The sequence below is a fragment of the Mesorhizobium sp. M0771 genome, assembly GCF_040320155.1.
Classification (GTDB): domain Bacteria; phylum Pseudomonadota; class Alphaproteobacteria; order Rhizobiales; family Rhizobiaceae; genus Mesorhizobium.
Window position 1 is genome coordinate 33,358 of the sequence record NZ_JAMYPC010000001.1, and the last position, 14,157, is coordinate 47,514.

General features: G+C 60.0%; 9 protein-coding genes. 2 read left to right on the forward strand and 7 right to left on the reverse strand.

The window, feature by feature from the left end; translation table 11 throughout:
* Nucleotides 1–42 precede the first annotated feature (42 nt).
* The 6 genes from NKI05_RS00155 to NKI05_RS00180 form a co-directional block, all read right to left on the reverse strand.
* Nucleotides 43–1,248 carry an acyltransferase family protein gene (locus tag NKI05_RS00155; protein ID WP_081727310.1) on the reverse strand — a complete coding sequence of 402 codons (1,206 nt, stop codon included), beginning with the start codon at nt 1,246–1,248 and terminating at the stop codon, nt 43–45.
* 215 nt (nt 1,249–1,463) lie between these two features.
* Nucleotides 1,464–3,632: a polysaccharide biosynthesis C-terminal domain-containing protein gene (locus NKI05_RS00160; protein WP_031205248.1), complete on the reverse strand. Its 2,169-nt coding sequence runs from the start codon at nt 3,630–3,632 to the stop codon at nt 1,464–1,466.
* 69 nt (nt 3,633–3,701) lie between these two features.
* A complete protein-coding gene (locus NKI05_RS00165; protein ID WP_023733255.1) occupies nt 3,702–5,903 on the reverse strand; it encodes a GumC family protein in 2,202 nt (733 codons plus the stop codon).
* Nucleotide 5,904: 1 nt separating this feature from the next.
* Nucleotides 5,905–7,902, reverse strand: a complete 1,998-nt coding sequence (asnB, locus tag NKI05_RS00170) for an asparagine synthase (glutamine-hydrolyzing) (RefSeq protein WP_023733256.1) — start codon at nt 7,900–7,902, stop codon at nt 5,905–5,907.
* A gap of 1 nt (nt 7,903) precedes the next feature.
* Nucleotides 7,904–9,163 carry an O-antigen ligase family protein gene (locus NKI05_RS00175; RefSeq protein WP_352521939.1) on the reverse strand — a complete coding sequence of 420 codons (1,260 nt, stop codon included), beginning with the start codon at nt 9,161–9,163 and terminating at the stop codon, nt 7,904–7,906.
* Nucleotides 9,160–10,386 (reverse strand): glycosyltransferase family 4 protein, encoded by a 1,227-nt coding sequence (locus tag NKI05_RS00180; protein WP_023681030.1) that lies wholly within the window; start codon nt 10,384–10,386, stop codon nt 9,160–9,162. The genes NKI05_RS00175 and NKI05_RS00180 overlap by 4 nt, the downstream gene beginning before the upstream one ends.
* Nucleotides 10,387–11,378: 992 nt before the next feature.
* Here NKI05_RS00180 and NKI05_RS00185 point away from each other — a divergent pair.
* Together NKI05_RS00185 and NKI05_RS00190 are read left to right on the forward strand one after the other, a co-directional pair.
* Complete coding sequence (locus NKI05_RS00185; RefSeq protein WP_023681029.1) at nt 11,379–12,857, forward strand: M10 family metallopeptidase C-terminal domain-containing protein; 1,479 nt, start codon at nt 11,379–11,381, stop codon at nt 12,855–12,857.
* A gap of 87 nt (nt 12,858–12,944) precedes the next feature.
* Complete coding sequence (locus NKI05_RS00190; protein WP_023670889.1) at nt 12,945–13,157, forward strand: DUF768 domain-containing protein; 213 nt, start codon at nt 12,945–12,947, stop codon at nt 13,155–13,157.
* A 79-nt stretch (nt 13,158–13,236) separates the two neighbouring features.
* Here the strand turns inward: NKI05_RS00190 and NKI05_RS00195 are convergent, their stop codons facing one another.
* Nucleotides 13,237–13,962, reverse strand: coding sequence for an AAA family ATPase (locus tag NKI05_RS00195; protein ID WP_023670888.1), 726 nt, complete (start codon nt 13,960–13,962; stop codon nt 13,237–13,239).
* Nucleotides 13,963–14,157 lie beyond the last annotated feature (195 nt).

Genomic DNA, 14,157 nt, shown 5'->3' on the forward strand with positions numbered 1-14,157 from the left:
AACGCCGCCATTTCCTTGGTGTGACAGGGTGGCGGCTCGCCTTCAATCTGTCTTGGGATACGCCGGCACTGGAAGGGGCCCAAGCTGCCGTCCTGTACTGTGCCCGACCCCCAAAAGGCGCCGCGCATAGCGGGTGAGCGGCTTCTCGAACAGACGATGGGTGATAAATGCCACGCCGAGGGTTATCGCCAAGGCCGAACCGATGAAGGCCCACGGACCGAGCACAAAGATCAACCCTGTACGCCAGAACAATATGCGCATGGCGCGGATCACGAATGGATGCATGAGGTAAAGAGCGTATGACGCATCGCCAACGCCAGCGGCCCACCTCGCCGCCACGCTGTCATGCCTCAGTTTACCCGGCGGTGCCAAGGCAGCACTCCAAACAATTAGAGACGCCGGAATGCCATACACGACAGAGCGACCAAAGCCGGCCGAGATATCGGGAAACGCCGCCGCAAGCATCAGGGCACCCAGTCCCGTTGCGGCGACACAGGCCCTGATTGGGCCGGAAGGCCGCAGGCCCGAGGCGCACATGACCCCGATCATCGCGCCGAAAGCGAATTCGAGGATGATCGGATTGGTCCAGAAACCCCAAGGCTCTGGCAAAGGAGCCGCAAGAGCGCCCAAGAGCACCATCCCAACCAGGATCGTGAGCAGGACCGTAACTGCCCACCGCATGGGCAGCACGATCGTCGCCGTGAGCAGCACGTAAAACAGCATCTCATAATTGAGCGTCCAACCCAACTCGTAGACCGGCTGAACGACGCCGTCAGGGCGACTGGCCGGAACGAATAAGTAGGATTCGACTACAAACCTGAAATCGACGTAGCTCTGGTTGAGAAGATTTGGGGCGGCCACCGCTACCGCAATGTAGAGCGAGGTGAGCGCCCAATATAGCGGGACAATTCGCGCGATCCGGCGGGAAATGAAGAGACGCGCGCCCCCGGGCTTTGCGAACAGCTGTCGCGACGTATGCACCATGATAAGGCCGGAAATCACGAAGAAAATATCGACTCCAGCGCTCCATGGTATCGGATTCCAGCTCTGAAAGGTGCGGCCGGCCTGTAATTCCAGGGTGGCCGCATCATGCTGGGCGTGTCGCAGCGCGACCGAACTAGCCGCGAGGGCGCGCAGGACCTGGACCTGGGTGAGGGTTTCGCGTTGGCTGCGCTCGACAGGCGTCGATCTCTCCGAGCGACGGCGCACTGCAGGCGCCGAGGCGCTCGCCATTCGGGCTTGTTCCATGGATGCTCCGCAGATTGTGAGCACACCCTGGGGCGCCTCCGAAACTGATGCATCCTTCAAATGACGGACACAGCCCGCGAAGTATCGGCTGCCCGCGCGGGTGTCCGGAACAGAGATACGCCGAAGCGTCTGTGCAGCCCTATGGCCTTTGTGCGATCCGGGCTTCGTGACTTCCTGCCCGAACGACGGCGATCACCGTAGCCAAAACAGTGCTCTCATTTGCTCGCCCTCAAGAACCAATGCCATTGACGGGCATCGACCGCGCTCGGCCTCATCGACAGCAAGGCAAAAACCAAGCCTGGCATGATTTTCAGTCGCTTGCGGATATAGACGGCCATGGCAATGCTCCAGATGCTCAGTGCAAGTGCCACACCCACCGCAGCGCCAAGCAGGCCGTACACCGCAACTCCGGCTGCACAGGCAATTATATTGGCCACAGCACCCGCTACCATCGTCGTTGCCGCAGCCCATTCATTTCCAGTCATGGTCAGGAGATTCTGTTGGGGCCCGCACAGCGCGACAAAGACATATCCCAAAATCAGAACCCGTGCGATCGGCGCTCCCGCGCTATAACCCTCACCGAAATAGCTCAAGAACGGCTCGACTATCACCATCATTGGGACGGCCACCAGGATGGCACCGCCAGCAGAAAGCAGGGTTGCGCGCGCGAACAGTTGTTGTAGGCCTCTGCGATCGCCTCTGACGTAGAGATCGGCTGCTGTTGGCGAAAACATGGTTGCCACGGCGATACGGGACAGGCCCACGAGCATCGCGACATTCAAGGCCAGCGCGAAAATACCCGCTTCAGCAATATGGCTTGTCCAGCCCAAAACCAGGACTCCTGCCCGACTGACGAAAACATCGAGCCCAGTGATGAGCATGAGCGGGGGGACGGCAAGCCACCATTCCCTCGAGGCATAACTTGGCTTGGCGTGTCCCAGGCCGGGTGGTTCAAACCTCCTCGCGATGATGAACACCAGCGCCGCTGTGAAAGCGGAACTCACAAGCACCGCCATCGTCACCGAGGGCGCATCCACTGTTCGAAATCCCGACAATGCCAGGAGCGCTACCAACACGAGCAGGAGTCCGTCTCGCATGATGCGCTCCGGCAACAACGCCGAGACAACGCCGCCGAAAGCACGCACAAGCGTGGCTCCGAGAGCATAGGCCGTAACCAAGGGCACAGCCATCATGCCGAGCACGATGCTTGTCTCAAGCCCTCTTTCCGTTGGATCTGAAAGGAACAGGACGGACGCAGCGCCGATCATCCCGAACAAGGTTGCCGCTATCAGCGATCTCTGCAGCGCAAATCTTATCACGCCGCGGGCCAGATCAAGCCTGCCACTGGCCCTATAGGCCGGGAGGAAACGCAACAATGATACATTAAAACCAAGCGTTGCCAGATAGGCGAGCACTGACGTCCAAGCCTGAACGTAGGAATAGATGCCGTAGTTGTGAGGTCCAATAAGGCGTGCAATTGCCAACTGGGCAAGACTGGTCAAACCAGCGCCACCAATATAGATCAGCAGGGCGAATATGCTTGCCCAAGCGAGCCGCGAGCCCATGTCCTTGTTGCGCGGCGGTGCGGTTGCTGAACCAGTTACATCTGCGCGATGAGCCGGCAACTCAATTTGCTTTTCGCTGACCGCCCTATCGAAGCGCGACAATGCAGAAAGTATTTGTCTCTCAATCCGACAAATACTTTTAAAGGTCGATGGACCATCGGTGTTTTCGACGGAGATGATTTCCCGGCCAGATGTTGTCAGGAGGTCATGCATCGCTTCAAAAACGGCGAACGAGCGCATGTTCACGTTCAAGTCGGCCTCGAAAATCCGTTCCGCCGGCGGCTCAAGCTCCATCCGCCGACGAAGGCGACTTTCCACGACCGCAGCTGGCACCAAGAGCCTGACGGTGAGATCGGCCGCCGGTGCGAGGCTGAGCGCCTTTTCCAGCGCTCTGGGGTTGGTGCTCCCATTAAACATCGCAAGCGAACCAATCGCTTGAACATATCCTTGATCGAAAATTATAATTTCGGGCGATTGCTCAGCAGACTTCCAGCAACGCGAAAGGTGCAGGATGTATCGCCAGATTCGCGCGCGCCAAATTCGGTTTCTTGGCGGTATCATCCTCACCATTGCAAAGGAATTGGAAATATCATCGGCTCGCCCTGCCGAAAAAAGCAGTATTCTGGAGGTTGAAAATATCGCCGATACGATCCTTGATATGAATAGCAAGATTCCGAGGTCATATTTGGCGGCCCTGGTGCTTGGCTTGTAGCTGAGAGCGACCTTGGCGTGATAGCCTTTCCCGCGCAGCTGCTGCGCAAGCGCATGTGCGAAGGTTGTTTTGCCGGATCCTGGAGGTCCGAAAAATTCAATGATCATCGTGTAGCTGGCTCGATTTAGGGGCGCGATCGCTCCCTGGAGCTTCTGTTGAAGATCGCACACGCATCTTCAAACCCTCTCCAACAGAAGATCGGCGTTGTCTCCGAGCCTGGAGCCGGCTAGCCTCTTCAGGTTCACCCGGGTGAGCACACTCCCTACTGGAACGGTGGCGGATCCGCCGGCCCCTATTGCATCCAGAGCACCACGGGCAATGCTGCGCCTCGTCCTTGCCCAGCGAACGGCAAAAAGCACCGAATCGGCCCAGCGCTTAAGCAGCCTGGTTTCAGGCCCCCCGAGGCCCAGGGGACCGTTCATGATGACCACGTCGTAGGCCGAACGCAGCTCCTCGGTGAACTGGCATTTGTCGACGGTGGACAGAAGCGTCAGGAGATCATCGGAAGGTGCTGGAGCGGCCATGAGGTCGATACCGATTTCCGGCATCCTCGTAATTGCATCCTTCAGCACGCAACGTTCATTCACATAGTCGCCGAAGGAGTTCCGGGCCTTGTCGGTGCTGAATTCACCACGAAACCCGTTCGTGAGCCGTACATCCTTGCGATCGAGATCGAGGAAAAGCACTCTTCCTCCCAGCCGCGTTGCCGCCAGCGCCAGGCTCCATGCCAACTCGGTCTTGGCATCGTCCTGGATGCTGGACGTCACGAGAATGATATGCGGCGGCTGCCCCTTCCCCTGAGTTGGCGCCGCAGTGACGAGCAGCGAAGTCACGGCGCGGCTGAACGGCAAGTTCTGCTGGCTCAGAACCAGATGCCGCAGCTTTCTGGCGTTAAGTCCCGCAACCCTGGGAAGCAGTCCTACGCACGGGACCCCAAGCTCGGCCTCGGCTTCGGCTTCACTGCGCAAGGTTTGGTTGAAACCGTTGCGGACCAGGACAATGACCGCCCCCATGAGACCAAAGACGACCATGCCGGGGGGAATCAGGAAAATTGGCGACAATGTCATGGGGGTCGACGGCGGCCAGGCGGTCGAAAGGACCGCTACGCCTGGGGAAGGAGCGGCGATGCGACGTGTCAAGTCCTGCTGCCGGCTCAGGAGTTCGTTGTAATGCTGCGTCACGATGGCTACCCGAGGCTCAAGGGAACGCAGCCCCGAAAGTTGGCTCGCCGTGTCGGCCACGGCCGCGTCGAGCATCGCTTTGCGACTTTCAAGAGCCGTAGCCTGGGACCGGTAGACATTTGCCTCGGCAGCGATTCGGGCAACGCTTTGCTCCATTTCGCGGGCGATCGCGTTGCGCAGATCGCCGTCGGCGGCGGCACCCGACTGGCGTGTCACTAGGTCCGTCAACACGGGCGACCCGATTTCTTCAGCGATGGCCGTGACCGGGGCGCCCGCCTTGCGCAGGTCCTCAATACGGCGAAGGCGCGCTTCCGACGCGGAAAGACTGGCTTTCGATAGGAATATCTGCCGGCCGAGTTCCGCTGTCTCACTGGCTGCGTTGTTGGCCGCAGTCTGATCGACGGCGCCATGCGTGAGCCGGTATGTCTCCAGCCGATCTGTCGCTTCGACAAGATCCCTTTGTACTTGCGGAAGGCTGGCGACTATCGAATCCAGATGAACCTGATCCGATGCTCGGCTTTTTTGTACCAGATCTTGAATGTAGACCTGGGCGAACGTGTTCGCGACAAGTGCCGCACGCGCCGGACTTGGATCGGTGAACCCGATGGTGATGACGCGCGATCGCAGCTCTTGTCCGACCCTCATTCCCTTGCGTAGCGCCTTCAGCTCGGGCGCGTCCGCTGCGTCCGGATTTTCCGCCACTGTCTTATCCTGTCTCCAGGCCCTGTTCAGGAGGTCGATGAGGAACGAGCCAGCCGCGGGCGGGACGGCATTGACGACGCTCTTTCCGTTACCGTCGACTGGTTGGGCTTTGCGCAGTGCTGCCAGGACCCGACGCAGGTGGCCTTGCGAGGAGAGCATCGTCAGATGATCATCGATGTTCGATTCCAGCGAGTCCTGGGCGGATGCCACGCCACCCGAAGCACTGCTGCTCGGGGCGTCGATAATGACCTGCGTCGTTGCCTCGAACAGCACCGGGCGGGTGAAGCCTGCCAGTCCGGCCAGGATGCCGCCCAGAAGGGCCATGGCAAGCAAGAACCATTTTCGCGTCGTCAGGATGATGACGAGCTGGTGGAAGGGTGACGATTGCGTTGGCTCGCGTGGCGGCCGCATCAAGCGCAGATTGGTTTCAAGTGTCCCAGCTTCCATCTGCTTGGCGCGCGGACGCCGGGCGCGGTTGGCTATGGAACCTTCCATCTCAATCCCCTGTCAGTTCGATATGGTAAGAAGGGTGCGTGGCGACCGTCGATGGCCGCATGGCTTCGTTGCGCCACGCCTGAAACATGAGCACCGGCCACAGGTCGCGGAAATTATCTTGGCTTCCATGCAGATGATTGCGCCAGCATGCGTCGACCTTCTCACGGTCGATGACCCCGTCCCCGGAGCGGCCGATCGTGGCAATTATATCGGTTGCCCAGCCGCGCAAGGGCCCTTTCAACCAAGTCCCGACCGGAACGTCGAAACCTTGCTTGGGCCGGTCGACCAGTCGGCGTGGTACATAACGATCAAGCAGTCGGCGAAGCAACCATTTGCCCTTCCCGTTTCGGACTTTGGCACGGGCTGGCAAGCGCCAGGCGAATTCAACGACGCGATGGTCCAGGATCGGGCATCGCCCCTCGAGGCTGCTGGCCATGGTGGCTCGATCGAGCTTCACCAAAATGTCGCCCGGTAGGTAGCCTGTCATGTCGGCGAATAGGAGACGCGAGAGCAGGCCGTCGAGCTTTGTCGTGTCGGTAGGTGCTGTCGACGGCTTGCGATGAACAAGGTCGTTGGCTGAAGATTTGGTCAGTTGCAGAAGGAGTTCGTCCTCATCTCGCGCCGCGAGCAGGCGGGCAAGGCGAGCCAGGCGGTCACCGCGCAAGCCATGCCGCATATTCGATGAAAGCGGCAGATTGCCGAAGATATCTTTCTGAGAGGCTTGGGCCAGCAACCCAGCCCCCGATGCCAACAGCCGGCGAAATGACAATGGCAGCTCATGCTGCTTTGTGAGGCGGGTTGCCAGGAAGTGTCGAGAATAGCCTGCGAAGCACTCGTCGCCACCATCGCCTGAAAGCGCCACGGTTACATGTTGCCGCGCGAGCCGCGACACCAGCAGCGTCGGTATCTGCGATTCATCGGCAAACGGCTCGTCCCAAATCCGGGGCAGCTCCGGAATGACCTCAAGCGCGGCGGCCGGCGAGAGATGAAGTTCCGTATGATCGGTGCCCAGATGCCGAGCCACCGCGGCCGCATGGGGAGCTTCATCAAACCCACCTTCGCCGAACGCTATGGTGAACGTACGAACGGGGTTTCGGGACTGTGCCTGCATCAGCGCGACGACAGTCGAGCTGTCGATTCCGCCCGACAGAAAGGCGCCCAGCGGCACATCTGCAATCATTCGTTGCTTGACGGCCAGGCGGAGCAGGCTGTCGAGCTCGGTCGCGAGGTCCTCGTCGCTGGCGGCTATCGGATCGCGCTGTCCCTTGCTGGCGACATCGGCCAGCGACCACCAAGGGTGAATGCGATGCGCAAGCGAACCGGTGCCGCGGGCGTCGGCGAATTGCGCCGCAGTGACCGACAGGATTGAACCAGGCGGCAGCTTGAACACGCCTTGCCAAATGCAACGGTCATCCGGCACCCAGCCGTTGGAAACCATCGTCGTCGCCGCATCGACATCGAGTTCCGGAGTGAAGCCTGGGAAGCAAGTGATCGCCTTCAGCTCCGAGGCGAAGACAAGCGCGTCACGTGTCAAGGCGACATAGAGTGGCTTCTTGCCCATTCGGTCGCGGGCAAGCTGAAGCGTTCGGTTCTCCAGGTCCCACAGCCCGAAAGCAAACATGCCAGCGAAGCGCGCGAGGGCTGCATCAAGGCCCCAGCTTTCGATCGCGCACAGCATGACCTCCGTGTCACTGGCGCCGCGGAAATGATGGCCCGCCCCTTCCAGTTCACGGCGCAGATCGCGAAAGTTGTATATCTCGCCATTGAAGGTGATGACATACCGACCGCTCGCGGAGAGCATTGGCTGGCGACCCGCTCCGGACAGATCGACGATGGCCAGTCGCCGGTGGCCGAAGGCTACCCCCCCTTCACGGCTCACCCAGAAGGCCTCACCGTCAGGTCCGCGATGACGAAGCGCCGTCGCCATCGGTCCGATGGCCCTAAGCGCACTTGCGTTGGGTGCATCGGGCGCCAACAAAATTCCGGCGATCCCACACATTCTAGCATCTCCTCTCGCGAACAATCGCGGGGATCGCTTCCGGCGTCCCAGCGACAAGGCAGAGGGTCAGACAGAACCACACGATCGGATGGCGGATGACCAAATGCGGAGCACTGAAGACGGCGATCGATGCCACGAGCGCCACCAGAGCATCCAGCTTCGCCCGCCAGGCGGACAACGCAGCCGAGCCGAAGATCCACATCAGGGCTAGAACCGAAATCAGGCCGCCCTGAGTGTAGAGATCCAGGATGGTGCTGTGCGCCTCGAAGGGCCGCGGCAAAAACTGTTGATTGACCACGGGGGGACTATCTAGGTGCGGGCCCGGACCCAGTCCAAGCGATCCCGATCGTGCCCCCTTCTCCAAGGCTGCATTCCAGAGGTAGAGGCGAAGCGCCGCGGTTTGGGCAGTCGCTTCCCCGCCCTTGTCTTTGGTCAGGCTCTTGGCGAAGTCTTCGGCGCTGGAGGCCTCGCTGAGGGCATAGGGCGCTATAGACAGGGCCAGCGGCAGGAAGCCAACGGCCATCAGGACGGCAAGCTGCCTTGAAAGGCTCGCCTTATTGCCGTCGCTCGTCAGCCAGGCCCGGACCCGCAGCCCGAGAAGGATCAGACAAGCCAGGACCGTGGTATAAAGGTAGGTATCGCTTTTTGTCAGCCTTCCGACGTAAACGGTGAATATGAGGCTGCATAGGGCAAGGCATCTTCCCCATTTATTGCTGGTGGTTGTGGCAAGATGCAAGGCCAGTGGACCGAGCAGGGCGCAGTAGAGCGCAAGCTGGTTCGGATTGTCGGACCATCCGCAGAAGCGGTCCCAGTACCAGGGCTCGACCCCAGCCTGATGGAGCCAGCCGAAGCCAAGCCCTACCTGAATGATGAAGCCCGCATTCGCGATAGCAACCATCCACCAGGCGATACGACGCAAACGGAAAGACGCGTTGGGCTCCGCAGCGGCCAGACAGGTGACGCACGCCAACAGCACATAGGCCAGCGTGTCGTGCAACAACGGATCCAGGAACAACGTGGTTGTCAGAAAACCGATGATGTAACCCACGCCCATGGCAAGCGCCAGGATCAGCCAGAAAAGCCCAAGCTTGGCCAGGGCCGGCGTAACCTCCAGTTGGCCGCCAGCAAGGATTCGCGTCATCGACAGCATTATCCAGAGCGTGAGGCACAGTTCGCTGTAGCCGAAGGGCAGCCCTGGGATGCTGAGTTGCGCCGCGTAGGACATCGCGACGCCGAAGGCCAGAAGCGCATCACGCATCATTGCCGCGCCTCACCCAGTCGATGGGGGCTTGGCACCGCCTCTTCCCTCGGATTCGCCTGCGCAGCTTGAACAAGCCTGCTGCGATATCTGCCACCCAGTATTGTCTTATACAGGTCGCAATACTGGTCGATCACCCACGACAGCGAGAACCGCTCCCGCACGAATCCGACGGAACGGCTGCCCATCGTCTTGCCACGGGCGGGGTCGGAAAGAAGATCGACTATCCGGGAGGCCAAGCCATCCGCATCGCGCGGCGCCACGAGATAGCCGTTCCAGCCATCCTCAACCACATCGTTGCAGCCCGGCATATTCGAGGCGACGATCGGCAATCCGGACAATCCCGCCTCCAGCAGGACACGCGGAATTCCCTCGCGATATTGCGTCGGAAACGCAAAGATATCCGCCATGCCAAGGAGGGCTGGAATGTCGCGCCTTGGCCCCAATGCGACAACGTGGGGAACATGGCGCTCGATATCGGCTCTGCTGACGGCAAACGGACCTTCGGAGTCTTGCGGGCCGACAAGTACGAAACGCGCGTTGGGCCTCTCGCGGATAACGCGAGGAACCGCCTCGATGAGGGTTGGAATCCCCTTCTGCCGCGTGAGCCGACCGACAAATATTATGACCTGGGCCGATTGTAGGCCAAGTTCCTCGCGCATCGTGGCAGCCGAAGGACCACGATACCTTGCCATCGAGAATGCATCGGGGTCGATGCCAGAACTCCGGATCAGTCGCCCTTTGCCGCGAGCCACCAGCCGATAGCGCTCGAAGAAGGCCTGATCATCACTATTCTGGAAGACGGTCATGGCTGTCCAACGAGACGCCACCCCCTGAAGGCCGCAAAAGAAAGGACGCAATGCCAGGGCCCGCGGCTCCCGCGACGAGAATGTCCAACCAAGCCCGTTGATGGTGCGAACGACGGGAACGTGCCCGCGCACCGCCAGTGGAGTTAGGAGATTGGGCTTGGTGTCGAAACTTTGAATGATGTCCGGACGCAGTTCGGACATCAGTTCACGGATCGCGCCGACAGCACCCCATTCTGCACCGCCGCTGCCAAAGCGGTCGAACCCGAATCGGCGATGGGCAATGCCATGGGGTGAAAAGGCGGCTCCGAGATCACTCGAAACGGCAGTGACTTGAAAACCCCTTTCGCGAAGCGCCAAAAGAAACGGGATTCTTAGTCTATGATCCTCGCCGCCAACGCAAACCAGATGCGGACTCATCCTGTCGCTCCTGGATGCGATCCCAATCTCGTAAAACAGCTGACCCTATCCGCGGTTTCCATGGCCGGTTTCATCGCCCCTGAACACACAACAGCCAGTCCCACGCTAGGAGCAGGCTTTCGTGCTGTCCTCGTCTGTTTGCATGAAGCAAGCTGATCAACGATGCGGCAATGCAGCCACAATCGCTGTCGCCTCGGTCAGTGCGTTGGATCATCCGGTCTGACGGTGCAACGACGACACGTTCGCGTACGACACGGCGGGCCGGATATTTAGAAAAAGAGGGCTGTGTTCGACGGGGTCCGCGCGCTCGCGTTCTCTGCCCGCCTTCTCACGCCGGATCAACATCGCACCCAGATGGTGTGATGACTCGCACCGGCAGTTCTCCCGACCGCTTCGTCTGGAACAGGCTTTCACCCGGTCTTTGGATACGGTCGGACCACCAGCCGCCTCTTCCTGCGGATGGGCGACCGCGTTGCCATGCTCCCCGTCATTCGGACCCGCACGCCCGCCTTTCGGTTGAACCCGGCGGGATCCAGTTCAGTGCCTCTCCGCAATTGCCAGCGGCGAGCGCCTCGCATGACCTTGCGGACATTTGGCGCCGAGGCTTTGCTCACGAGGAGCATTGAGCGGCTGCAATGGGAGGGCTTCGCCAGGACGCGATTCTTTTGCGGTCTGAGCTCGAATAAATCCTGCGGAAGCGCGCATTTGGGCGGTGGCTCGCGCAACCGAAGCGCGCATTGGCCGATTGCCGCCACTGCAAATGCGCAGGCGCTCCGGCAGACTTCGCTGCAACGCTTTCGTTGCAGGCTTGAGCGCCCGACATACTTGGATCATCTACAAACCTCTGACGCAAGCGTAGCATCGAGGCTGTTGTGTTTTCCGGACGATGATCAAAGATTCTATCAAGGGACGCCGGTATTTGATTTGTCGCTAATGGATCCTTTCCCTAGGCAGGTGTGGGGCGCCTACCGAATCGGACGAAGGGTATGTCAATGACAACACTCCATTACGCCTCGGGCGGGTCGGCCTCCGAGGTCGCGAAAGCCGGATTCAATCTTGTTGATGTATCTTCCTTGGACCAGCTCAACGCCTTGCCGGCCGGCCAGAAAGGCCTGGTGTGGCTCAATGAAGCAGATGGTGCAACCTCCTCCTTTATCCAGAAGGTCACGCCCTTCATCGGCAATCCGAAAGTGTTTGGCTTCTTCCTCGTCGATGAGCCGGACCCGACCGGCAAATGGGGAACTTATGCCACCGCCGCTGATCTGAAGGCGGAGTCAGACTGGATCCACAGCCACCTGCCCGGCGCCAAGACCTTCATAACAATGATGAACATGGGGTCTTCCGCTAACCCCGACTTTTCAAACACCTTCAATCCTGCCAACACGCATATCGACTATTACGGCTTGGATCCCTACCCGGTACGGACCGGAACAAGCACGATTGATTACAACATGATCGACAGGACTGTGGCGGCGGCCGTCGCCTCGGGCATCCCGCTCAGTCAGGTCGTTCCCGTGTATCAGACCTTCGGCGGCGGCGACTGGACGACCGACACGGGCGGTCGCTATGTCCTGCCCAGCGTTGCTCAGGAAAAGACCATGTTGGACCACTGGGCCAAGGTAGCGCCTTCGCCGGCCTTCGACTATGCCTATGCTTGGGGTTCTCAACAGGGCGACACGGCGCTTGAGAGCTCGCCGACGCTGCAGGCTCTGTTCCTTCAACACAACCAGAGCACCGCAAGCGGTCCTTCGGCCAGCGAACCGACGCCGCCGCCTACCAGCACAGCGCCTCCGCCCACAAGTGTCCCTCCGACCAGCACCGGCGATCACATTTTCTACGGCACGGGTAGCGCGGATGTGCTTCGCGGCACCGCTGGCGCGGACACGATGATGGGCCGCGGCTACAACGACACCTACTATGTCAACAACGCCGGCGACAAGGTGGTGGAACTGCGGCACAGCGGCAACGACAGCGTGCTGGCATCGGTGAGCTACGCGCTGTCGGCCGGCTCGCAGGTCGAGCATCTTGCGACCACCAGCAAATTGGGAACTGCCGCCATCAAGCTCACGGGAAACGAATTCGCCCAAACCATCGATGGCAATTCCGGGAGCAACACTATCAACGGCGGTGGCGGGAGAGACGTTCTGACCGGACATGGCGGCAACGACGTCTTTGTCTTCGATTCGGCTCTCAAGGTCGGCAATATCGACAAGGTCACCGATTTCAAAGTGGGCCACGACAAGATCCAACTCGACCACACCGTGTTTGCCGGCCTGCATACAGGCGCCCTTCCCTCTTCGGCGTTTTACGCCGGCAGGGCCGCGCACGACAGCGGCGATCACATCGTCTATAACAGCACGACCGGCGCGCTTTCCTTTGACAGCGACGGCTCGGGCGGCGCACATCAGATCCAATTTGCCACTCTATCGCCACATCTGGCTCTGACGGCGTCCTCGTTCATCGTGACGTGACCGTGGGACGTCAGCCTGAGCAAGATGGTCTGACGTTCTTGAATATGGCTGACGGAACCAAGAAGCCCCGCCGAGCTTGTACTTGGTATGAGCGCGCGCGGCATCGAATTCCTGCAGAAATGGGTAGAGGATAAGATCCCACTCTACACCAAGGCCGATCCGGCTCTTGCGGCGAAACTTGCGGACCAAGCAACGGCGGATGCCATCAGAGCGGGAATCCGCCCCGAGGAAATCTCTGAGGAAGTCGGAAGCATGTTGACGACCATGCTCGAAGTGCTCGATCAGCACGATTCGACATGATTGCGCGCTTGGCGGCAGATGCTGCCCGGCTTGGCGCCAAATGCATAAATGTGTCATGGATCATAGGTCATGGGCCAGCCTAGGCAGCATGACCAACATGCTCTCCCAGAACGCGCGCGACGACCCCGTCCACGTCGTGAGGTTCAGCACCATTGACTTGTATCAACGGCCATCGGTCCTGGCGCAGGCACTCGCCGACCTCTCTTGAGATTTCGGCCTGCCTTAATCCTTTGTCCACGCCAAGTTCGAACAGCATAACCTCGAGGAGCGGTTGCTGCGCATGCCTATCCACAAGACGGCGGCGTAACGTTTCCTGGGGCGCGTCGAGTTGCACAACGAGATCCGGCCGCGGCAGGAACGCCAGGCACTCGCGGACCGCGTCGAGGCTTGGAGTTCTAGCCAGCACACCCAGCGCACACAAAGCCTGAATCATGCCCTCTTCGAAGATGAAGCAACCGGGCGACTCCCGCGCTTGGCGCCAGGACTGGCACAGTTGGGCGATGTCGACCTTCATTCGCCATGACCACACGCGGCTTCGAAGAGGGATCGATGCCAGAAGCCGGGCCGCGACACTGTCCTTTGGCAAGGTCGACAGCAAGATAGGACCGGATGTGGCAATCTTTTTGCCAATTCTTCCTATGCCATGGCGGATTTCCGGAGCGTCATCCTGAGCCGATCCAGGTTCAATCAGGCGATACCCATTTACTGTCTTCACATTGATGCCGTGTCTCGCCAGCCCTTGGCAGAGGCCGCGAAGCAGCGTGGTTTTACCCGCGCCAGGCGGCCCAAACAACTCGATGATCATATGCTCAAGCGTCTCCGAACGAGCAGTCATTCCCCTACGGATCAAGCTTAGCCGGATTTCAGATCACACCAACGTTCATTTGAATGATTGTTCCAGTCAGTGAATCTGGGCACCGAGCCCGGATTCTAGCGGAGATGCCGATCGCTCCGTTCGCCTGGGCAAGCCGTCTTGCGCTCGACGGAGCTTGCAAGGAAA

Bases quoted from the DNA above. Each gene is read 5' to 3' on its own strand.
- asnB (WP_023733256.1), bottom strand. From the start codon at position 7,902: ATGTGTGGGATCGCCGGAATTTTGTTGGCGCCCGATGCACCCAACGCA.
- NKI05_RS00175 (WP_352521939.1), bottom strand. From the start codon at position 9,163: ATGATGCGTGATGCGCTTCTGGCCTTCGGCGTCGCGATGTCCTACGCG.
- NKI05_RS00160 (WP_031205248.1), bottom strand. From the start codon at position 3,632: ATGATCATTGAATTTTTCGGACCTCCAGGATCCGGCAAAACAACCTTC.
- NKI05_RS00195 (WP_023670888.1), bottom strand. From the start codon at position 13,962: ATGATCATCGAGTTGTTTGGGCCGCCTGGCGCGGGTAAAACCACGCTG.
- NKI05_RS00180 (WP_023681030.1), bottom strand. From the start codon at position 10,386: ATGAGTCCGCATCTGGTTTGCGTTGGCGGCGAGGATCATAGACTAAGA.
- NKI05_RS00185 (WP_023681029.1), top strand. From the start codon at position 11,379: ATGACAACACTCCATTACGCCTCGGGCGGGTCGGCCTCCGAGGTCGCG.
- NKI05_RS00165 (WP_023733255.1), bottom strand. From the start codon at position 5,903: ATGGAAGGTTCCATAGCCAACCGCGCCCGGCGTCCGCGCGCCAAGCAG.
- NKI05_RS00190 (WP_023670889.1), top strand. From the start codon at position 12,945: ATGAGCGCGCGCGGCATCGAATTCCTGCAGAAATGGGTAGAGGATAAG.
- NKI05_RS00155 (WP_081727310.1), bottom strand. From the start codon at position 1,248: ATGGAACAAGCCCGAATGGCGAGCGCCTCGGCGCCTGCAGTGCGCCGT.